The following is a 21,053-nucleotide window of genomic DNA, read 5'->3' on the forward strand; positions in this document are numbered from 1 at the left end:
ACCCTTTCATTTGACTTCTCAGAATGACAGTTCACTGTTGAACTGTAAGTTCGACAATGCCTAAGCTTTTCACTTAGGAACGTGTCGCACCTCCCTCTGGATCGATAATCATTGCATGCGTATCTGCAAGTGACGTTTCACGAGCAAGCTTCATTTTTAAAAGTAAACTTTTCCCGGAACCTGAAATTCCTGTCACACCAATGTTATAGTTTGGTGGACGATAATCTGCATTCCCGAATGAATTTAAAAATTCTACTTGGCCAGTAATTTTGTTCTTTCCTATTGGTATCCCACCGTTAAATCTTCCGGATCCTGATACAAAGGGTGCAAATGTACATAGAGCACGTCTATCGATATTTCGATAAGTATCTTGCAGCGTATTTGGTGCACCTAATGGCATAACCGCTTTCAAACCACTTTTCACACGGTTCCAAGTACTCGCTATCTTAAAGTGAGATGCTTGCATTTCATCTTCAAGATATTCACATAAAACGTCCAATTCTTTCTTTGATTCTGCATACGCAACAGCCATCGTACTCACCATATAAGAGTCGTTTTCATTGAACTGGATTTCATCCATTAAATTGTTTGTATCTTGAATTTTTGCATCTAAGTCTTTTTCTTGGTCAATGTTTCCTCGTGTACGTTGGAAAGAAAGATTGGAACGTAACATTGTCAGCTGCATATCTAATGATCGCATTGCTTTAGCTTTTGGCTCTTTATGAATATCGATCATGACATCCACTTCTCCAGCCGAAGTTAACATGTTGAGCCAATTGGTTTGCATCATACGTGGGTACCCATCACGTGGAATATAAAACGGACGGAAGAACGTATTGCTTCCTAAAGATTGTTTAATAACTCCATAATCTTCTGCATCAATTTTCATACCTTCTGGAGCAATAACATCAAACACTGTTGTTTGATTGTCTAATTGCGTCGGTACTTCTTCTTCCAGCTCTTCCTCCTCTAGCTCCAATTCATCCTTCTCTTCGGCTTCTACTTTTTTCTTTTCTTTTTTCTTTTCCTTTTTCTTTTTTCCGAATAACTTCATATTTACGCCACCCCATTATTTGATTTTTCTGCTTTTTCTTCTGCTAGCACTTTCTTCATTAACTCTAGTTTTCTTTCATTTGTTTCCCCTGTTGAATAGAGCGAGAAATTCTCGTTTTCAATTAAATCCTGGAAACGAGCTTTTACGGCTTTCCGACGGTTAAATGCTACGTATAAAAGTTCTATTAATTTATCTTTCGTTAACATTTCTACATTAATTTTTGCTTTCGATAGTAGATTTCGGGATGCATTATAACGACGATATAGTTCGTTAAATGCCTTATCTACAATCTTTTCTTCTAATTCGTCCTCTGTATCAGCCGTAATCGTACTAATATCAACCTTATATGGATAAATTAAATAACGTTTTTGTTCATATCGAGGTTGTGAACGCTGCCAGTACTCTAAGTTATCGATAACTTCTTGTCCATATAGAACCGTCTCTGGTGTAAGGTCCTTCGCACCTTTCATCGTTTCTGTCATTTTTCGTACAGGATCTGTTAAATCTACGAACTTACTTTGAATATATACTTTCGTATTAAACTCTAATGTGGTTAACCATGATTCAATTTTGATATCAATCGCTTCTTGTTCCATATTGGAAAGTAAGTAATAGTTAACCGGATGTGCTTCCGCAATTAGGACAAATGTGTCATCATGATATCGAATCATGTGATTATCAATTTCCTTAATGTCTTCTACAAAATCCCGAAAGAAATCAACATTATCCTCATCAATTTCCGATTCAGCAGGTGTATTCTTTTTGTTTTTCTTTCCAGATTTTTCAGCAGTATGTTTCTCTACTCCACCTTGCTTTTTCCCCTTTTTCTTAGAACCAAACAGCGGTTTTCCATTCATTTTCCGATAAAAGAAAAACCCTACAATGGCTATCGCCGCAAAATATATCATTTCCAACATTTATAAATTCTCCTTTGCCCATGTAGTTGGCTCGTACCCTTTTCTCCACTTTCCTTTTTCGGAGCGGCTACGCATTTTGATAAGTAAAAATCTATCAAGATACATGTGTTGTTTTTCTTTATAAATAAAACCAAACGCTATTACACCTACTACCGTTGGTAGTGCTAAAATTAGGCAAATAAAAAACGCTACTACCGCATCAATAGGTGCAAACAACTGCCATAAAAATGGTACATATAAATAAAGGGCCGCCCCGCCACCTAATAAATAAATCAATTGGCGCTTACTTAATACACCTAACAGCGTTTTTTGTTCCGAAGTCATATCAACAGGAACAGTTACTTTTCTCATTTTGTTTCCTCCCTTGTATAAGAGAAGCTCTCCCCAAATGGAGGAGAGCTTGTACAAACTCTTTTATTAGATTGTTGTAACCCAAGCAGCAATGTCGTACGCTTTGATCATGACAAAGCCTCCAATTGCCGCGCAAGCTAAACCAATCATAGCTTGTGTACGGTTTTCAGGGTTCTTTCCTTGTGCACCAGATAGTTTAATAGCTGCGAATACAACGCAAGCTGCCACCCAAATTCCCCCAAAACCAATTAAAATTTTCACTAAAGTGTTCATGCTTTTTTGGACAGTTTCAGCATTGGCACCACTGCCACTACCACCAAGACCTTTCGTAAAGCTACTTTTTGCCAGTAAGAAATCTCCTACTGATGTTGTCATAAGTTTTGCAGACAACCAATTCAACATAATTCCTGCACCTCCGGATGTTTTTGCTCGCAAAACGCAAAAAGACCCCAATACACGCACACGTCCCCTAAGGACATGGCGCATATTGAGGTCTTCTCTTATATGCGAACTGATTAATTTTATATTTTATTGTAAAATCTTATTACGTTTATATTATAGCAATACGATTTTGAAAATACAACCCCTTATTTACACCAAAAATCAAAATAGATCATTAAAATGTATTCTAAATAACTAGCTATATATTCAATTTTTTACGACATATCGTTTTTCCTGAATGGTACAATAAAGGAAAAAGGAGACTTCTTCATGGGTGACTTAATCAGTGATGTATTGGGAGGGCTCATTATGTCCATTCCTTCAAAAAAGGAAAAAATGATTCGTAATAACTTTAAGTTATTGAAAAAAGAGACGTGGTTTAAAGAGATTGAACAAAGATACGGTAGATTAATGGTATTCAACCATTCCATTAGAGAATTTGTTGAAAAAGAGGATCTTGAGGCAATCTTAAAAGATGTTAAGAAGACTAATAAATTTCGTTATGAATTAGAGGAAATCCTAAAGCAAGAAAAAATATAGTTGTAATCACAAAATGGGCATCAATCAAAAATAATAAAAAAATAGGTAATTGTTTGTAATCACAATTACCTATTTCATATCATTTATATTTACTCTTTATTTTTTAAAATTACATTAACCTCTCCCACACTTAATTCAGTGGCTTCCGCTACTTTCTCAATAGGTACACCGACATTAATTAAATTGTGAATCATCTCTATCTTAGTTGCAATTCTAGTCTCTTCTGTGGCTTTTTTGGTAGCTATTTCTGTGGCTTTTTTCGCAGCTTTTTCTTCTGCCGTTTCTATTTCTGATATTCTATCTTTTATTGCTTTTTCTCTAGCCTCATATAAGCGTAAAAAATCCTTATCGCTACTTAAACGCTCCCAATCCTCTATTGCTTTTTTCAAAACTGGATCTTTTTCCATTGCTATCGCCTCCAGGATTGTTGTTAATCTCTCATCTTCATGCGCAGGAAATAATAATAACCAACGCGCTAAAGAGTCTTCCCATGGATTCATTCGTTCTCCTTGCCATTCTTGAATCACTTTTGGAATTTCAAGAAAATGCAACTGCATATTTTCGGTAATGATACGCTTAGATTTTTTGTTCATCACTGTATTAACATTATGAAACTCTTGCTCTTCTGGAAACAGAATGAAATCTACTATATTAATACAAATGGTTGGCCTTAATTCCGTGTACTTCATCCCTTGAGTCATTTGGGAATAATACATGCCTGACCAATAGAACAAAGAGCGCTCGATCATATTTTTTTTGTCTCGAACTTGAATCTCTATATTAATTTTTATACCACTATTTAACGTAGCTCGCAAATCTAAAATTGACAATTTATCATCCTTCTGCTCTCTTGGAGATGCGGATCATCTAAGTGCAAAGATGTAATTTCTTCATCAATAGATGATTGTAGTACCGCGTTAAGAAATCCAATTAATATATCTTCATTTCCTTCTACTCCAAACAAGCGCTTGAAAGCATAATCAACTCGTAAATTTACTAGATTCTTTTTTACATATACACTCATGTTCTTCCTCTACCTTTCTCGTTTTAAAATTGTATTTAAGAGCAAAAAAAGATAGAATTACAATTCTATCTTTTCCCCCTCTATTCACCTCATCTAATATGGCTACTAGTTATTTAATATATATGAAATATCTTCTTCACACATACTTGTCGCATTTGCAATTGTCGTGATAGAAACTCCCTCATTAAAAAATCGTTGAATGAGTTCCATTCTTTCTTGTTCCCTAGCTTTTTTGTCTACGTCCATTAATTGTTGCATAATATCCATATCCTTCATACACACCTTTCTTTTATATAAAATCCCCTAGCTAAAATAATATGATTTATTATATTGTGCGAAAAACGGGCTTGAAAAAAGCTTGCATTGTATCATCCAGCCCCTTACCTTGCGTTGGGTTCCATGCAGCTATGATTACGTTATAACCCATTCGCTTTAACTCTGTCGCAAAGTCTATAAGAGCTTTTCTTACTTTCTTATTCTCTACTAAATCCGCATCAAACGCTAAATAGACTTTTTCTACACCCATATCCTTTAATACAGGCATAGCAATTCGCCAAGCATTTACACCAGGAATCGCAAGAACCGTTGTTCCTATTTCAGAAATCTCCTCTTTATTAAATCTCTCTGGAAGCAAATCAGCAATCAAATCGGCTTTCATAGGTCCTTCTGTGATCATTACTGATTTAGTTTGATGCAATGTACCAGAATTCCAATGTTTTAAATGAGAACTCGGTACCGCTACATGTACAGGAAGTGGATTTTCACTACCACCTGCACCAGTCCCTTGATTCTTGTTTGCTGATGAGAGCCACAGATACTTTTGTCCTTTATGAATCTTTACAACAATTTGTCCCTCTTGAAATGGAATCTCTACCTTTTTGCTCACTTCTAGTTCGCCTTCAAAGATACAATCACCATTTTTAGTTATCTTTACAACATTAGGCTGCTCGATTAATTCCGCTTGAACTCCAGTAGGTGCCGATTTCACATGAACGGAGTTTTTCACTTCATCCACACGAACCTGCCATCCAACAATTTGATTGTACTGGTTTCGAAAAGGGATCAATATACCAGGAGATCCTGACATCAAACGAAGAGAAAGTTGACCTTTCTTCATCTCATAAAATCCCGGCACACCCTGCCAGCAATTTTTCTCACCAATCTGCTTAAATAACTGTTCCCAAACTGTGGTATACGTATTATCCTCCTCTAACACAATTTGTTGCTTTAAGAAAGATCGATATTGACGTACTTGTATTTGCTCTTCAGTCATTTTTCTATCTTTTAATAAATGTGTATGATGATGCTCCTGTAATGGTATGAAATCCATTAACTTACGATTAAACACATCTAATTCTTCATTGCTTTTCTTATCATGAATTTGAACTTCCTCCGCCTCAGGCAATTGATACTTATCTTTTCCATTTATGTAATGAATGTAGCTTGGGTTGCCCGTGTTTTTTCCGTAAATCCATTTACTTTCTACACGTGTACATGCTACCTTCTCTTGCGAAACATGCAGCATGCAATTACCTGTATCATGACAAATCGGACACGTAACACGGTAAAATTCCCACCAGCTACCTCTTGGATAAGCACTCGTTAAACGAAATTGACCTTTTTGAATGTTATAATTCATTATTCCCCACTCCTTGTATACTGTTAATTATATATGGAACAGCTACTTCCATTAAACTCTTTATACTCCTATTCAGATATTCTCTTTGTTCTCCTAATGGATATACAAAAGAATATGTATCACAAACTAAATAGTCATTTCTATGTTCTTGATCTAGCAAAGCTGATTCTACATATGCTTCAAATGCTCTAGCAAACATCTCATGATTCGTAGACCAATACTTTTTGGTTCTCTTCTTATCTAACTGAATGGCTGTATCAAAGTATACAGACCCTTTCGCTTGATACGATATTTCATTAAGTTTCTCGCCTGTTTTTTTATAGTGATAAGCAGCCAACATTTGTGCGGTTTTCTCAAATTCTTTTTCAACCTTACGTTCCATACGCGTCTTAGCTGCTCCTGATAAGATATCCAGCTTTTTGTACGAACTTAAGTGATAGGATTCTAGAATACCTGACACATTTCCCTTACATACATCATAACTATTGATGACACTACCATAGAAATACCACTTTCTATCATAAGCATTTTCCACATTAATTACTCTGGCCACTTTTCCTTGTTTACAGGCATCTAACACAGCTTGCATCCTCTCTTTGATAATAGCAGGCAAAACATTTCCGATACTCTTCCCACTTGATAGGAAAGCAAGGCTACCATTTTTAAAATCATGACTACAATCATATAAGAAATGATCCAGTGAATGTCCCCATTCATGACACAATGCCCCGACTCCATTATCACGAGTTAAATTAATGACTTGGGTAGAAGGTTCATAATGCGCTAATGCATTGCCGCTTCCTCTCGCACCAATTGCAAGCCCTAAGCGTCCTCCTAGCCCTATGTATTTAGGTGGAATCCCCAATATACGGGCTACATCATGTAACGCCTCAGATACATGCTCAATATGTTCTTTTGCATATTGTTCGGTGCAATAATGTCCAAATTGCATTCCCTTCAATCCAAACATAGTAACTACGTCTTCAGGTTGGGTAGCAAATTCTACTTCTGGTCCTTTTCTTTGGAGGGTATCTGGCAGTTTCCTACTCCAAGCAGGTGCAGATTTCTTACGAGTCGTAACCTTTTTCGTAAGTAAATCATTCCATGTTAGTTCATGTGATACACGAAGGTATGTAGAATTAATACTTTTTGAATTTGTACAAAGTGATATGAATTTCTTTCCTAATATTAATAACTCCATACCATCTGCATTAACAAATTCATCAAAATATTCTTCTACCATTCTTTTAAATGTGTATGTGACATTCTTATCTTTTTTAAATGCATACCAACCGTTTTGCATTTCCTTACCGTAAGAACCAACAAGATCTATCCATTGTTCTGAGGTATGTATTAACTGTATATCATGCCAAACTCTTCTACATGCTTGCACATACAGTTTCCTTGCAGTCGGTGTATCTACAATTGGCTTCTTATCAATCCTGCCCACTAGCAGTTGCTTTAATTTTGCAACACGTGGCGGGACATCATTTTCTTTTTCATGTTCAAAAGAGAATGGAATTAATGCGTTTCGATCCAATGTATTGAGCGCTTCTACTGGAGATTCTTTTTCAATTTCTGCTAAAACTTCTAAAGAAAATGATACTAAAAATGATTCTTTTAAGGCTCGTAGCTCTTTCTTAGCTCCTACTAATTTCTCACCAACATCATAGCTGTATTGATTGCGAACTTGTTTATCTGTCCTCACATCTTGTACTATTATGTTTTCTCTTACCTCTAAATCGAACAGTTCAAATAAATTCATGCTAAAATCCTCCTTTATAAAATAAAAAGACAGAAATTCATAGTCGTTTTTCACTACGGATTTCTGTCATTCCCTCTGTCTGTAGACTTCCATATAGTTATGTAAATCACTCATTACGATACACTCACACCTGTTAAAGAGAAAAGATCCTCTTTTGTCGGATTTAGTGCTTGTAACCAGCTATCTACCTCCAGAAAGTTTACTTTTTTTAATTGTTCGCCTTTTTCCGCACGCTTAACCACCTCTAAACCTCCATGCTGATGCACAATCATTACAAGATCATCTTTCTTGAAAATACAATCTACATCTGCAGAATTTATGTGGTGGTTACGTAGAATCGGTTTCCATTTTTTAAGTGAATAACCTTCTACATCTAAAAAACCACGGATAGCAGTAAAGCGAAAACTCGTCCCTCTAAAACATCTTTCCAATAAAAAAAGGAAATCCCGTACACATCCATTAAAATGAACATGATACAAATAGATTTCCCCTGCTTGTTTGGCTGCTCGCTGTGACAAGTTTGATGGTTTAATGGAAAACTGATAACAATCTCGTTCCCAAAATGCTCCTTCCTTTGTAACTCTCATTCGTAATGCACGTAAATTTGGCATAAAATCATCTGGATGTGCAGAACAAAATATAGATACTTCATAACTCATTTTCATTTGAATTTCCCCCTGGTTATATATTTATTATTTTTCTACTTCACAACAATTGATTACTTTACACGTAGAATAGATAACTCAAAAATATGAAGAAAAAGTAATACTCGATAAAGCCACGGCAAATGTTTTTCTCCATGATACATGTAAAGTTCTTTCGTTTCCCTTCTATAAGCAAATTGAACACCTAAGTGTGTAGGAAGTTTTGATATGTCCTCCATTTCAACGTTTTGAATAATCTCAATAACGGTATGGGAGGACTCCTTTAATAATTTCTTTAATGGCTCAAGAGGAATATTAAATAATCTACTACACTCCTTAGTTCGCTCTTTGTTATATTTAATAATTCTGGCCAATTCTTCTACAGTCGGATCAAATAAAGGATTTGTAACCTCTACATACTCAGACATAACTTTTTCTAATGTACAATCCATCTTGTTAATAATATAAAGACCCCACTCCTTAAACATATCTTCTAACGTACATGGATAGCCATACACCTCTAAACAGTACTTCCTTTCAAATGGAAAATAACAATCTTCTTCACAATCATGGCGTAAAATTGGTAAAAAAATCGTATTGTAATACTCATCAGAGTTGATGTGTAAGGCTGTCATTTTATCTGCAATATAGTCTTCTGTATCACGGAAAATGCTAGAATTACGCTCTCGAATTGGTTGAGTAACTTCATTCCTCTGAAAGATTTTTATTATCTCCTCTAGTGATAGTAATGGTTTATCTAGTGTAATTGCATGTTCGTATTTCATTATAATGATCCCCTTCCAAAGCAAAAAAAACACAAATCTTGTGTTTTTTCTCACAGTGTTTTTTATTTGTATACCTAAATCTAAATACCTTTTTACAAGTGATTCCTAACTTGAAAACAACACAAAAAGGGCTCCTTCAAGTCGATTAAAAATGTGCATAGCAAAATAAGCTAGATATACACTAATCGGCTCAAAGAAGCCCTTTCATAAATGAAACAAGACGCAACTTGCTTCTACAACTCAACCACAACACAATAAGGTGTGGGAATAAACGGAATCAATTAAACATTAAATATATATTTATATTAATCAATTCGTATCTAAATTTCAATAACTTTATGTTTTATCACAAAAATGAACTTATTTATTTTAGTTTTTTTCGAAAATTATGTATAATAAAATTACCCTACACGAGATATTGAGTCATATCTCATTCGTCATTTAATAAGGCCTATATAAAAAATAAGGCCTTATTTTTTATTCTTCCTTTATTTACTATTAACTAAATCCAATTCGTGTTACAATCAGAACAAACACACGTTCTTTAGAGGAGGATTTTCATGTTTAAAATGTTCAAAAAGGACCAAAAAAATGAAGAAACAGCTATTTTGGTAACTAAAGATTCATTTGATATTTTCTTATTTCCTACTAGCCATGAGGAGCAATACCATTTAGTAATAGAAAACTTCCACGTAGGTTACAATCACTTTTTACTATTCGTTGATAGAAAAAATCATGCATTGCACATTTATGATGACCTTTATACTATTGTTGGCGGAACAAGTGCTATTAACCTAATTAGCGAATATCTAATTGAAAAACTGTACGAATTATTGCATTTAAAAGACTATAAAAATGCAAAAGTACTAATTTACTTCCCTGAGAATCATAAAGATTCCGGTTTAGTATCTTATGGTTACCAATCAAAAAAGGATGATTTTGATTTCGGACTTGATATCAGTGAAATAACTAAACATGAAGCATATTTAGAACTAGCTAAAAAAAATGCATAGTTCATTGAGCTGTATAAATTAATAAAAAGACAAAAGTTATGTACTTTTGTCTTTTTATTTTAACGCAATCCATTCGTAGCTTTCCCACTCTTTTGGTTTCTTATCATATTTGATACGACCAGTCGTACAGAATGATGCAATCATCCATTGTATGAGATTCATTTTTGCATACGGATCAACACAATCCTCTAATTTTTTCAATTGATAACCTGTACTATTTTTCTGCCAAATTGTATATAAACGAAAGTGTGTTGTCGTAACAAGTCTAGCTTTTGTTGTAACTTGCCATTTTGCAATTTTCGTTAAATCCTCTTTGACTTTTCTATCATACTCTTGTTTTATGACTTTATAACTCTTATCTTTATTAATTAATCCATTAGAGAATCCAAAAGGCATTTGATGCACCTCATAAACAGCTCCTTCTTCATCTCCTAAAATATTTGATTCTACTAGAAATATATTTTTTAGTTTTAATTGTTCCGTTAATTCTTTTCCGCTCCGATAAAATGGCTTCTTTATCTTCTGCAACAAGATAACCTGCACAATTAATCCGGTAAGTAACGGATACGCTAATACAAACACCATATGAATAAACATATTTGCAATAAGCACCCCTACTAGTACGAATATCGTGAAATAAATATATGTTTCTCTTTGATGAATAATTCTACTATTCAAGCTAACATACCTCCGTTTTGATAGATAGTGAACGAAATATACACCATTGCCCCTAGTAAAATAGAACAAGCCCCAGGAAAGCTCTGTATCAGCTGTATTTCTTTCTTTGGTAGTTTTGCCCCAAATATAGAAGCAGCATGCTCCAATTGGTCTTTAATCGCTCCCACAAACCCTAAAATTTTAATTAATCGATACACACTAGCAATCCAAAAGAATAGCAAATGGAAAGCTGTTAATGTAATGGCAGTAAGCATAGCCGATTCTTCTACTACATTGCTAATATATAAAGCTACCACCACAAGCATCTTGGTATCACCAGGTGAAGAGAATTTAAATGTCTCTAGCAATAAACCACACGCTAAGGCCATGACTAGTACAATTGCAATCTCTTTCCCTGTTCTTATTCCGGCAAGGTACGTAATTCCTATCCCTACTATTAAGAATAGTAGATGCCACATATTCTTTGTTTTTCTATATTTCAAATCAGTAAATACATTTAGGAACATGTAACTTAGTAATAATCCCACAATATACAGGCCCATTTTCTTTACTCCCCTCTTAATTTCATAAAAAATGCTGTGTAAAAAAGGGAACCACTTTTAGAGTAGCCCCCTCGTTTATTTTTACATTTATTTTTTATTCCAAGAATCAATATCTGCATTGCTTGATGCTTTTGTGAATCGTGCCAGGATCGTATCATAGCCACCTTGGATTGCCTTCCATACAAATGGGCCAATGACTAATACGATAATTACCGCCAGAGCGATTAACATACCGTTTTCTGATGATAACTGTGAATCCTCATTTTTTAACCAATTCTTCATTTTTGCTAACATGATTGAATCTCCCTTATCCATTTATTTGAGCTATACGAAAAAAAACAGCATTTATTTAAAACTTCTATTACTTGTTCCAAGAATTCACATCTGCATTGCTTGATGCTTTTGTAAATCGAGCTAGAATTGAGTCATAACCACCTTGGATTGCTTTCCATACAAACGGGCCAATGACTAATACGATAATTACCGCCAAGGCGATTAACATACCATTTTCTGATGATAATTGTGAGTCTTCATTTTTTAACCAATTCTTCATTTTCGTTAACATATATTTTGCTCCTTTACCTATTCCATTTTTGATACTATCTTCTATAAACTTGCAAATCCTTGCATTAAAGATTGAATAACAATAACCATTGGATAAATCACAATACATCCAATAACTGCGACGTTAAATTTATTCATTTCCATTGGCTTATTTTGAATAAGACGATTATAGTTCTCATGCTTTAATTCACGCATCATTTTAATTTGTGCATCCATAATACGAAGACTCTGTACCTTGTCCGTTTTTTGTGCTTGTTGCAATGCAATCGTAAAGGTATTTACTTCTGGACTATTTAAGGCTGCTGCAAAATTCCGAAATGGTTGATCCGATCCTGCATACATTTCTAACTCTGCAGTAAGTGTAGATACATACGGACGAAGGTGTCTTCCAGCATATATCTGTGCCTTTTTTACTGCCTCTAATGTTGTATGTGTTTTTAACAACTGCAGCATAGGAATTAGATACTCTGGTAATTCGAACTTCCTAGCTTCTATCGCCTGCTTGATTCTTCTCTTTAACAGATAATCAGGATAGAAATAAAGCAGTGGTGAAATCAAAACACCCACTTTAAATAAGTAGTAATCATGGAACACCGTACATATCAAGAAAACAGAGGTGAAAATGATAGGATATGCAACCTTCATTTTTAAATATTCTTCTGGTTTCGTATCCAGGCCAGCTTCTTCTAATTTTTTCTGAATCTGCTCTTTCTTTTCTTCTGTCAGATATTTATGTGATAACGACTGGAAAGGAGCAAGCATCATTTGATTTAAATTCTTTTTTTCAATTCGTTTTGCATTTTCTACATAGTTTGTAAGTAGGCTACCACTATCTTTTTTACTTTGTAGCAAGGTAGAGAATACCCAGTACATGACAACGAATACCACTACAGCTAAAATCGCAGCCACTTTATTCCCCTCTTTCTGTTGGATTATAATTTGCAATCTTTTCTACACGGGTTGCTAAGAAAAATACAATGAACATATTTACCGCTAATGCAATTTTCCCCATCATAGAACCTGCTAAAAATCCATATGCTTCTTTTGACATCAACATAATCACAATTGGCATAGCGATAACGATTAAGCAGTTCTGTACAAATGCACGTTGTGCTTGCGACAAACTAGAACGCAATCTTGCCAGGTATAGTTTTTGTTTTTCGAAATCTTCTGCAATATCTAGTAGGACTTGCACTGAATTCGCTCCACCTTCTCGGCTACACACTTCCAACATTTCATGGAAGAATACCAATTCTCTAAAATTAAACGTTTCATTAAATCCTCTAAACGCACGATGCATTGTGGTTCCACCTTCTAATAAAAGAGAAACTTTTTCTATTTCTTCTTGAATGCTTTCATGCATCATTGGCTTTACTTGTACTAACACGCGTTTTGCATTATTACTAATTTGAAGTGCATTCGCAACTGCCTTCATATAAATAGAGAGACGGTCTATGACAACCAAGTAGTAACGTTTTTTTCTTCTATAGAGAAGAAACCTTGGAACTAAAAAACCACATAAAACGGTAATCAGTGTATAAGGATCTTGTCCAAATGAAAAATAGAACACCGCTGCAACACTCATCCCAGAAAGAATCGTATATATCCAGTACATACTCTTTGTCAATTTCCATTCGTACTTTTGAGCTTCTTGGATAACGGATTGCGGTAGATACATTCGTATCCCTTTAATATTCCTTAATTCCAAGCGCCTTTCTTCCTTCTCATTTTCTTGTACAAATTGAGAAAGAGCAGAACCTTTAGATTTTGTAAAAAGTAAAACCAAAAGAAAGACGCTACAGAATATCAAGAAAATACAGCTATAAATCAATATACTATGCAAGCTGTTTTACCTCCTTATGAGCAAGAAACGGTTCATATAAAGAAGAATCTACAGTAATAGAAAGGAATTTCCTCTCCATTTCATCTGAAATTTTCCCTTTCATTACATGCTCACCATGAATCTTTGTTATTTTCCCAGTCGTATCATCTACTTCTATTTCATCTGGGATAAATTGAGTAAGTCGATTAAAGTGTACTTCACCGTCATAATAATCCCTCAACTCAATCATTTCAGTTATATACCGATTTCCATCATCCTTTTTCTCAAAAAAGACAATTACATCAAATGTCGATGAAATTAGTTCATATAAATACTTAGCATCAATATTTGCTCCACTTTGCAGACACATTAACATGAGACGTTTTACACCTTCAATTGCACTTCTTGTATGGACAGAAGTAAAACCAGAATGCCCTGTTTGGAAGAAATTCAACATTTGTAAAGCTTCTTTCCCTCTTGATTCCCCAACAATCAGTCTCTTTAATCCCTGTCGTAATGCGTTAGTTAGGATTCTATCAAAATCAATTGCATTCTCTTCAACTTCTGAATGTCTACACTGCATAGGAACGAAATGATGGTCTGGGAATACCCGATGCAAATACAATTCTGGATGATCCTCTACCACGAGAGTACGTTCATTTTTCGGGATATGCGAAGAGAGGTACTTCATAAACTCTGATTTCCCTGTTCCAGTCGCACCAGCTACTAAGATATTCATCTTCGCTTTCACCGCGGCAGCTAAAAAACTTAACATTTCTTTTGTTGCTTGATTTGTAGATAACATCCGTTCGTCAGAGGCACGTAGATGATCCGCATTCTTACGAATAGAAATTGTTGTACCAAGTCCAGCAATCTCATCTAAAGCGATATTAATACGAATATAAGGAAACACGCAGTCTACAGATGGCTTTGCTGTATTAAGTGACTCTGACGTACTGTTTACCATCTTATAAGCTAAAGCTTTTACATCTTCTTCTGCTTCATATCGATACTTGTACTTACATTCTCCTTCTCCAATTTTTTCGTATATAATCTCTTTTGTGCCATTGATATAAATATCTGTTACATCTTGGTCATCAATAAGCGGCTGAATAACGCCAAATCCAACAATATCGTCACACACCATATTCAGTAACTGTTCAGAAGGTACATCTGAAATGACGACTTGATTGCTTAATAGAAAGCTTTTAATAATTTGTTCTACAGTTGCTCTCTTTTCTTTATTCATAAAGGATTCACTTAAGATATCACGATGGTCTTTTACTAAAAATGCACGAATTTCATCTGTAATATCTTTAATTTGTTGAGCTGTAGTTGTTCTTAACTTTCGAGCTGTTTTGGCACGAATCCTATAACCAAAGTGATATAAATCCACTCGATTTCGCTTTAAGGCGACTTGTTTTTCCTGTAAATAGCCCCACATACTACTTGTCCCCCTTTTTTAACTTCGTAAACCAAAGAGACCCTTTTTCATAGAGGATGTATGCTGGGATGGAATATTAAGACCAGCTACTTCCATAATGTGATGGACCTTTGTATTAATTTGCGGGGAACCAAATTGCATCCCCCATTCATAACTCGTACGATCCCTGTCATACGGAATTGTCACTGCAATGTTTTGGGAAGAAAGCTTTTCAATATCTTCTACATAATTCTCATCTGCCATATTTAGCACATGAATCATTCGAGGTAATGTTAGCTTTGCATCTTCTATTAGTTGTAATTCGCGTTTGATAGCTAATGCACCACGAGGATTTCCATTTAGCACATGAACAACAAGGTCTGATTGATATAGGATCGGATAACTTAGCACCTCGGATAATTCAGTTGGTACCGATAGAATGATGTAGTCATATTCTGTATCTACAAGTGATTCGATAAATGTCGTTACAAACAATTCTTTGTTTTGAATCTCTGGGAATTGAGCCAAACTATAACCTGATGGAAATACCAGAAAATCCATCTTATCGTGCAATTTTTGCATCAATCTTGGATTCACTTTTTTCTCTAACAAATCTTGCTTGGTACAAATATACTGCGAAAGATTATATTCATTTTCTTTTCTGACAAGCTCTAGCATGTTTTTACTCTCATGGCTAAGACCAGTTCCAACCGCAAAACTTGGTCTTACTTGGTCCGCTTCTACATAAAGCACCTTTTTCCCTAGATGAGCTAACTCATTTGCCATCGTAATACTTAACGTACTTTTTCCTACGTTTTCATTTGTGGCATAAAAGGCAATGATTTTTACTTGCCGATCCATCTAAAAAACTCCTTTCTTACTTAGATTCGTTCAGATACTGCGCTACATACTCTTTTACATTTTTAGAAATTGGATTGGTCGAATGCTTCTCTACATAGTCTAAAATGTTCTTTTGATCAGATATTTGTGAGAATCCTTCAGCTGGTTCTAATTCTTTCCCTGTTTGTTCTACTTTTTGCCCGACTGCAACAGGAATTACATCTCCGAGCGTTTTTGCACGATTTAAATATTGAAGCTGTTCAGGTGAAACAGCCAGTGTATATAATCGCGTTACCTTTGGCTTTTGTTTTCCTTCTTGTTCCTCTTTTGATTCTTTCTTTTCTAGCACGAAGGCATCTTCTGTATTGCTATCTTTTGCAGCAGTCACACGTACACGTTGGAAAAGACCTCCGAATACAACCTTCTCATTGTCGCCTTCTTTCACAACCTGTTTGAAATACAAGTCGACATACGTGTTCGGAATGATACTATTACCTGAACTTGTTTCCAAATCAACGAGTAACGGGAATGCAACTTCTCCATCTTTTAAATTTAAAATGGCAGAGTCAGGTAACTCTTCTTTCTTTACTACTTTGTTTTTAAAGAGATAGCTATTTTCTGTAATGGGCTGCCCATCATTTGTCCACTTACCTACTACTTCTTTTTTATTTGCACGTAATGCATTGGGGGGAATCGCATCACCAGGTAATGTTCGTTCCACTAGCATGTCTTCTTTAATCTCTGTATGCGCAGGTATATCCTTTGCGGCTACAACAATCTTTGTTGGTTTTACTGCATTTTCGACTGCGAAATGATTGTACCCATAGATACCCGCTACTGTTGCAGCAGCTAAACCTACCGCAGCAATCTGCTTCTTTTGAAACTTAGATGGCTTCAATGTTTGTATTCCTCCTTATGTAGCCTTTAAACGCAAAAAAAGACACACCTATGGCATAATGTGCCTTAGGTGTGTCCTTTTAGCTAATCTAAAGTCTATATGAAAATGTTGGATTTGGTTTCTTTAATATTACAATTTCAATATTATGATATATAGAGTTTCATGTCAATCATTTCTAAAAAAAATATTATTTTTACCCTTTCAAATCTCTGATCCCAAAACTTAAAAAACCTTAAAAACGTTGTCATATCAAGGTTTTTAAGCTATTAACCCAACTATAAATATGGTATAATGAATATAATGTAACTGAATATTTCAGGGTGGTCGGTTGCTTTCCTTTCTCTTTTATTTTATGGAGAAAGGAGGTGACAATATGGACATTCTTTTCATGATAGCAATTGAAATTCTGAAAGTAATTGCTAGAGAAGTCGCTGTGTTTTTTGCAAAACATATAGGAAAATACCTATCAACGTTTTGGAAAAAAAGACAAAAAAAGCGACGAAAAACGAAAAGAACCACCCAACGCCGCAAACGTACTTGGTGGTTCAATAAAAAATAACTAAATTTTTAGTAACCAACCACCTTGCGGTAGCAGTTACATAAGGCGAAGTGTTACCAGCACTTCGTCTTCTTTAGTTTATGCAAAAACTATTGTTATAATACTTCTACACATATTATAACATCAACTATAGTACATGTCATGCAGATTTGTTCACTATAGTTAATGAAATAAAACAAAGTCCTTTTAATACGAAATCAATTTCGTTCCTGTTTCAAAATACTTTGCAGGAGCATAGCTTTTCCCATTCCGATCCTGAAATTCACTTCCAATATATAATGAGATAATCATTACGATAACTCCAATAAAAATTGTTCGTCTCATACGCTGTTTCTTCTTTTTATCCAATTTAATTTCCCCTTTCTATGAAAAAAAGGCACACCCCCATTAAGGGGATGTGCCTTTGGTTTATCCATTCAGCTACTAGTTAAGATGGATATATTATTGTGTCGACTCACCTAATTATACTATATTTTATGTTTATTTCCCAGTCTTCATGTAATACCAATCCGTCAGTTTATGAAGTAGTTCCTCTTTCCCTACCCAGTTCCATCCTACTCCACTTCCTCCAGGGAATGGATCATCAGGAAATACTCTTCTTTTTATGAAATCATCGTACGCAACACCCTTAATCTCTACTTGCCCAGTTAAACATAAACTCATTTCATTGATACCTGCTGGAGCTGTTTCTACATTAAAGGTATATACACCGTCTTTTGTCTTTAGTGGTGAATACCATTTTTGGCCACCATCAATGATTTTCTCTTGTCCATCCCAATATAAAGACTTAGTTGGTCTTTTACTATCAAAAACATGTCCCGTTGATTCAGATAAATACATATTTTTAGGTAAGAATTTCGATGTATTATCTTTAAGTTCGTTCTTCTCTAAATCTTGAGTAGACTTTAATCCTTCGTCTGCAAATGGGTATTGTGCCTTAGCAGCAGTAAATATACCCGGGTAATTTGCATTCCACTCATTTTTGTACTTACCGTTTACTTCATACGAAAATCCATAACCAGAATGCAGCTTAGAAGGAGCTAAATTATCAATACTCCCTGTCAAAGTTTCATAATACATTTTCCCAACTATATCTTCTTTTGATACACGTTCACTTACTGTTTCTACCACACCTTTTACACTCGTTACTCCGCACATCCCTTTTTCATGAGATGGTGCATAGATAGCAGTTTTAATAGGATTATTTTTATACGTAGTTTCCTCTATGTCTATGCGATTACCATCAGGGTTAATTTCTGCCTGAATTGTTCCTTTCCCTTTATGTTGCCAATCAAGGTTTAAGGTTTTCTTTTCTCCCTCGGTTAATCTTACCTTTTGTGATGATACTTGTTGTCCGTTATGTCTTAACACAACTACTGTTTCAGGATTCTTATATTTTTCTTCTAATACATCTAGCTTTTTAAGTTTATTCTTCTCTTTTTCGAACTTCTGTTTTGCATTATCTAGCTTACTTGCCGCACTATCTAGTTTATTTTCTTCCCAAGAGCAGTCTCTATCATAATAGTGATCCTTTCCCTCGGCATCTACTTCATGAATTGGATTACGGCGACAATAACTTAGACTAGATTGAGCACTATCTCTCTCCGATTCATAGCTATTTACTTCTTGTTGAGACTTATTAATATTGTTGTTTACCTTTGTTCTATATTGATCACGCTCTGGTTTAAAATTATCACGTGATACATCTATTCTTGTTTTGATATTCTTTCCTTCTCTTGCGGTTTCTCCTTCAATTCGGTCAGCAGAGAAATCAATTTTATATTTAAAATCATCTTCATCACCTGGATCTGGGTTAGGTGTTACTTCAGTTCCACAGTTACCATCTATGTTAAAATCAACTTTTTTCTCGTTCGATTCCCTTTGAACAGCATCAAGGACTTTAATTTTCGCAGTATATCGACCACACATTTGCGGCTGCCACTTTAGTTCTTCTGACTTAAATTGCCCTGCATCACCTTCATTTGGTTTTTGATTATCTTTTTGCGGAGTTGAACGTAGATAATTTTCTTGATGATACACGGTTTCGCCATCTTTTGTAATATCTAACATCCATTTAACTCGGTTCCGTTCTCCAGCAGCTTTTTGATAAGGGTTTATTGTTGTTCCATTGGGATCTCGGTCATTATATCCTTTATTTTTACTTACATATTCGAATCCGTTAAATGTAAATTTCACAGGTACATCTTTTTTTCCACTCGTAGCCTTAAAATCTTTTATTTCAGGTTTGCTTGTACGTACATACCACAAGTTATACCTATTTACACCATTTACACTACCAGCCCCTGCGTATCCGCCAGAAAGATAGGCAATATCCCTAATCCAATAGAAATGTCCATAAGATTCATAGGAATCTTGATTTGTAATCTTATGTGGAATTAAATATTTTAAAACAAACTGAGAGTTACCCCAATATTTATCTGTAATTATGCTATTTGTAATTCTCTCCACTTCAGTTACCATTCTATCTCCTACTACAACTGAAGGGTTAATGTAGCCGTCATTTGATATACGCACATAAGACTCTGACTGGTCTTCATTTTGCACAAGGTTTTCCCTTGGATTCCCCCAATTAAAAGAACCATTATAAACAGCAGGAAAATGTATATCAGCTTTATAATCGAACTCTTTTGCCTTATATCTACTTCCAGATCTAAGTAGTTTTCCCTTCAATTGTAATTCGTCTGATGCTAAAATCGTAGTTTCATTTCCATCATAAAATGGTACATCACTATTTCCCGCACTTGCTACTGACGGTAATAACAAAATTAAAGAAGTACAGGTTAATAATATTTTTTTCTCAGTTTCATAAAATCCCTCCTTTAAACATAAAAAAGGACACACCTGTACCTTGGGAGGTACGTAAGGTGTGTCCTTTACGTAAATAAATCAAATTTATTTTTTTATTTATATACTACATATCTTAATATATCAAATGAAACATTTAATTGCAATGATATTATACACGTACTTGAACGTACATCATGTGGTCAGCTGTAGAATGCCCTACACGGATCTTATATTTTCCTTTTTCATAGTTATTTATTTCTTGAGCATCTACAGTTTCTTGAATTTCTTTATCTAGAACTAAATCAGAATTTAACATCGTAGTCCACTTTTTAGCTAATTCAATAGTTGCTTCGTTATTATCTAAGAAAATAATTTTGAAATCATTCTCACTAGTAGCATTAACATAGACTTGTGCCCCAATTGTACCTTCTGGTAAATACATGTTTTTATCAATTATTCTAATAGTTCCATTTAAATCTGCATACTTAAGGTTAGTACCATATTTAGCATTCACACTCTTGATAAGATTTTGCGCTTCTGTAGAAATGGATTTTTGAGCAATCGGGTTTTTCATAGCATTTGGATTATACGTAACTTCCTCTGTAACTAAACCTTTATCTAAACTTGATGGTAAATTTGTATCTGGTTTTTCCTCTGGTTTTGTTTCAGGTTTTGGGTCTGGCTTCACTTCTGGTTTTTCCTCTGGTTTTGTTTCAGGCTTTGGATCTGGCTTCACTTCTGGTTTT

22 protein-coding genes and 3 pseudogenes are annotated in these 21,053 nt (G+C 34.9%); 3 read left to right on the forward strand and 22 right to left on the reverse strand.

Going from position 1 to position 21,053, the window contains the following annotated elements:
- Window positions 1-91: 91 nt before the first annotated feature.
- The 4 genes and pseudogenes from MR169_RS25760 to MR169_RS25775 all read right to left on the reverse strand — a co-directional run.
- A pseudogene (locus MR169_RS25760) lies at window positions 92-958 on the reverse strand (hypothetical protein); the annotation flags it as partial.
- Window positions 959-1,056: 98 nt separating this feature from the next.
- On the reverse strand, window positions 1,057-1,971 hold the full coding sequence (locus tag MR169_RS25765; protein ID WP_000892000.1) for a hypothetical protein: 915 nt from the start codon (window positions 1,969-1,971) through the stop codon (window positions 1,057-1,059).
- Complete coding sequence (locus MR169_RS25770) at window positions 1,972-2,322, reverse strand: PrgI family protein (protein ID WP_001233517.1); 351 nt, start codon at window positions 2,320-2,322, stop codon at window positions 1,972-1,974.
- Window positions 2,323-2,388: 66 nt separating this feature from the next.
- On the reverse strand, window positions 2,389-2,808 hold the full coding sequence (locus tag MR169_RS25775) for a hypothetical protein (RefSeq protein WP_242320255.1): 420 nt from the start codon (window positions 2,806-2,808) through the stop codon (window positions 2,389-2,391).
- A gap of 225 nt (window positions 2,809-3,033) precedes the next feature.
- Here MR169_RS25775 and MR169_RS25780 point away from each other — a divergent pair, with 225 nt between their 5' ends.
- Window positions 3,034-3,303, forward strand: a complete 270-nt coding sequence (locus MR169_RS25780; RefSeq protein ID WP_000502635.1) for a hypothetical protein — start codon at window positions 3,034-3,036, stop codon at window positions 3,301-3,303.
- Window positions 3,304-3,392: 89 nt separating this feature from the next.
- Here MR169_RS25780 and MR169_RS25785 read toward each other — a convergent pair.
- The 6 genes and pseudogenes from MR169_RS25785 to MR169_RS25810 form a co-directional block, all read right to left on the reverse strand.
- A pseudogene (locus tag MR169_RS25785) lies at window positions 3,393-4,327 on the reverse strand (Rpn family recombination-promoting nuclease/putative transposase).
- Between the two features lie 105 nt (window positions 4,328-4,432).
- On the reverse strand, window positions 4,433-4,594 hold the full coding sequence (locus MR169_RS25790; RefSeq protein ID WP_165375035.1) for a hypothetical protein: 162 nt from the start codon (window positions 4,592-4,594) through the stop codon (window positions 4,433-4,435).
- A gap of 58 nt (window positions 4,595-4,652) precedes the next feature.
- A complete protein-coding gene (locus MR169_RS25795; protein WP_242320256.1) occupies window positions 4,653-5,966 on the reverse strand; it encodes a DUF3854 domain-containing protein in 1,314 nt (437 codons plus the stop codon).
- Window positions 5,956-7,731, reverse strand: coding sequence for an LPD1 domain-containing protein (locus tag MR169_RS25800; protein WP_242320257.1), 1,776 nt, complete (start codon window positions 7,729-7,731; stop codon window positions 5,956-5,958). Before MR169_RS25800 ends, MR169_RS25795 begins: the two co-directional genes overlap by 11 nt.
- 113 nt (window positions 7,732-7,844) lie before the next feature.
- Window positions 7,845-8,396, reverse strand: a complete 552-nt coding sequence (locus MR169_RS25805) for a hypothetical protein (protein WP_000784218.1) — start codon at window positions 8,394-8,396, stop codon at window positions 7,845-7,847.
- A 53-nt stretch (window positions 8,397-8,449) separates the two neighbouring features.
- Window positions 8,450-9,160, reverse strand: a complete 711-nt coding sequence (locus MR169_RS25810; protein WP_000873001.1) for a hypothetical protein — start codon at window positions 9,158-9,160, stop codon at window positions 8,450-8,452.
- A 560-nt stretch (window positions 9,161-9,720) separates the two neighbouring features.
- Here MR169_RS25810 and MR169_RS25815 point away from each other — a divergent pair.
- Window positions 9,721-10,173 (forward strand): hypothetical protein, encoded by a 453-nt coding sequence (locus MR169_RS25815; protein ID WP_242320258.1) that lies wholly within the window; start codon window positions 9,721-9,723, stop codon window positions 10,171-10,173.
- Between the two features lie 54 nt (window positions 10,174-10,227).
- Here MR169_RS25815 and MR169_RS25820 read toward each other — a convergent pair whose 3' ends face one another.
- The 9 genes from MR169_RS25820 to cpaB form a co-directional block, all read right to left on the reverse strand.
- On the reverse strand, window positions 10,228-10,851 hold the full coding sequence (locus MR169_RS25820) for a hypothetical protein (RefSeq protein WP_242320259.1): 624 nt from the start codon (window positions 10,849-10,851) through the stop codon (window positions 10,228-10,230).
- Window positions 10,848-11,393: a hypothetical protein gene (locus MR169_RS25825; protein ID WP_000525025.1), complete on the reverse strand. Its 546-nt coding sequence runs from the start codon at window positions 11,391-11,393 to the stop codon at window positions 10,848-10,850. The genes MR169_RS25820 and MR169_RS25825 overlap by 4 nt, the downstream gene beginning before the upstream one ends.
- Window positions 11,394-11,480: 87 nt before the next feature.
- Window positions 11,481-11,687: a hypothetical protein gene (locus MR169_RS25830; protein ID WP_000879952.1), complete on the reverse strand. Its 207-nt coding sequence runs from the start codon at window positions 11,685-11,687 to the stop codon at window positions 11,481-11,483.
- A gap of 67 nt (window positions 11,688-11,754) precedes the next feature.
- The gene (locus MR169_RS25835) at window positions 11,755-11,958 is read right to left on the reverse strand and encodes a hypothetical protein (protein WP_086405623.1); all 204 of its coding nucleotides are present in this window, start codon (window positions 11,956-11,958) and stop codon (window positions 11,755-11,757) included.
- A 41-nt stretch (window positions 11,959-11,999) separates the two neighbouring features.
- A complete protein-coding gene (locus MR169_RS25840) occupies window positions 12,000-12,866 on the reverse strand; it encodes a hypothetical protein (protein WP_242320260.1) in 867 nt (288 codons plus the stop codon).
- A 1-nt stretch (window position 12,867) separates the two neighbouring features.
- Window positions 12,868-13,800 (reverse strand): type II secretion system F family protein, encoded by a 933-nt coding sequence (locus tag MR169_RS25845; protein ID WP_000555633.1) that lies wholly within the window; start codon window positions 13,798-13,800, stop codon window positions 12,868-12,870.
- Window positions 13,793-15,223: a TadA family conjugal transfer-associated ATPase gene (locus tag MR169_RS25850; RefSeq protein WP_242320261.1), complete on the reverse strand. Its 1,431-nt coding sequence runs from the start codon at window positions 15,221-15,223 to the stop codon at window positions 13,793-13,795. Before MR169_RS25850 ends, MR169_RS25845 begins: the two co-directional genes overlap by 8 nt.
- An 18-nt stretch (window positions 15,224-15,241) precedes the next feature.
- Window positions 15,242-16,063: a CpaE/TadZ family protein gene (locus tag MR169_RS25855; RefSeq protein WP_242320262.1), complete on the reverse strand. Its 822-nt coding sequence runs from the start codon at window positions 16,061-16,063 to the stop codon at window positions 15,242-15,244.
- A 16-nt stretch (window positions 16,064-16,079) separates the two neighbouring features.
- The gene (gene cpaB, locus MR169_RS25860; protein WP_000804774.1) at window positions 16,080-16,940 is read right to left on the reverse strand and encodes a Flp pilus assembly protein CpaB; all 861 of its coding nucleotides are present in this window, start codon (window positions 16,938-16,940) and stop codon (window positions 16,080-16,082) included.
- A 373-nt stretch (window positions 16,941-17,313) separates the two neighbouring features.
- Between cpaB and MR169_RS25865 the strand changes: the two genes are divergently transcribed.
- On the forward strand, window positions 17,314-17,499 hold the full coding sequence (locus MR169_RS25865; protein ID WP_000353169.1) for a hypothetical protein: 186 nt from the start codon (window positions 17,314-17,316) through the stop codon (window positions 17,497-17,499).
- 186 nt (window positions 17,500-17,685) lie between these two features.
- Here MR169_RS25865 and MR169_RS25870 read toward each other — a convergent pair whose 3' ends face one another.
- The 3 genes and pseudogenes from MR169_RS25870 to MR169_RS25880 form a co-directional block, all read right to left on the reverse strand.
- Window positions 17,686-17,847 (reverse strand): hypothetical protein, encoded by a 162-nt coding sequence (locus tag MR169_RS25870; protein WP_050822520.1) that lies wholly within the window; start codon window positions 17,845-17,847, stop codon window positions 17,686-17,688.
- Window positions 17,848-17,979: 132 nt separating this feature from the next.
- Window positions 17,980-20,283 (reverse strand): hypothetical protein, encoded by a 2,304-nt coding sequence (locus tag MR169_RS25875; RefSeq protein WP_242320263.1) that lies wholly within the window; start codon window positions 20,281-20,283, stop codon window positions 17,980-17,982.
- 193 nt (window positions 20,284-20,476) lie between these two features.
- Window positions 20,477-21,053: pseudogene (locus MR169_RS25880) on the reverse strand (S-layer homology domain-containing protein); the annotation flags it as partial.

Source organism: Bacillus cereus group sp. BfR-BA-01349, assembly GCF_022663795.1.
Lineage (GTDB): Bacteria > Bacillota > Bacilli > Bacillales > Bacillaceae_G > Bacillus_A > Bacillus_A cereus.

Coding starts and splice junctions, on each gene's coding strand:
- MR169_RS25765 (WP_000892000.1), bottom strand. CDS start 1,971: ATGTTGGAAATGATATATTTTGCGGCGATAGCCATTGTAGGGTTTTTC.
- MR169_RS25770 (WP_001233517.1), bottom strand. CDS start 2,322: ATGAGAAAAGTAACTGTTCCTGTTGATATGACTTCGGAACAAAAAACG.
- MR169_RS25775 (WP_242320255.1), bottom strand. CDS start 2,808: ATGCGCCATGTCCTTAGGGGACGTGTGCGTGTATTGGGGTCTTTTTGC.
- MR169_RS25780 (WP_000502635.1), top strand. CDS start 3,034: ATGGGTGACTTAATCAGTGATGTATTGGGAGGGCTCATTATGTCCATT.
- MR169_RS25790 (WP_165375035.1), bottom strand. CDS start 4,594: ATGGATATTATGCAACAATTAATGGACGTAGACAAAAAAGCTAGGGAA.
- MR169_RS25795 (WP_242320256.1), bottom strand. CDS start 5,966: ATGAATTATAACATTCAAAAAGGTCAATTTCGTTTAACGAGTGCTTAT.
- MR169_RS25800 (WP_242320257.1), bottom strand. CDS start 7,731: ATGAATTTATTTGAACTGTTCGATTTAGAGGTAAGAGAAAACATAATA.
- MR169_RS25805 (WP_000784218.1), bottom strand. CDS start 8,396: ATGAAAATGAGTTATGAAGTATCTATATTTTGTTCTGCACATCCAGAT.
- MR169_RS25810 (WP_000873001.1), bottom strand. CDS start 9,160: ATGAAATACGAACATGCAATTACACTAGATAAACCATTACTATCACTA.
- MR169_RS25815 (WP_242320258.1), top strand. CDS start 9,721: ATGTTTAAAATGTTCAAAAAGGACCAAAAAAATGAAGAAACAGCTATT.
- MR169_RS25825 (WP_000525025.1), bottom strand. CDS start 11,393: ATGGGCCTGTATATTGTGGGATTATTACTAAGTTACATGTTCCTAAAT.
- MR169_RS25830 (WP_000879952.1), bottom strand. CDS start 11,687: ATGTTAGCAAAAATGAAGAATTGGTTAAAAAATGAGGATTCACAGTTA.
- MR169_RS25835 (WP_086405623.1), bottom strand. CDS start 11,958: ATGTTAACGAAAATGAAGAATTGGTTAAAAAATGAAGACTCACAATTA.
- MR169_RS25850 (WP_242320261.1), bottom strand. CDS start 15,223: ATGTGGGGCTATTTACAGGAAAAACAAGTCGCCTTAAAGCGAAATCGA.
- MR169_RS25855 (WP_242320262.1), bottom strand. CDS start 16,063: ATGGATCGGCAAGTAAAAATCATTGCCTTTTATGCCACAAATGAAAAC.
- MR169_RS25865 (WP_000353169.1), top strand. CDS start 17,314: ATGGACATTCTTTTCATGATAGCAATTGAAATTCTGAAAGTAATTGCT.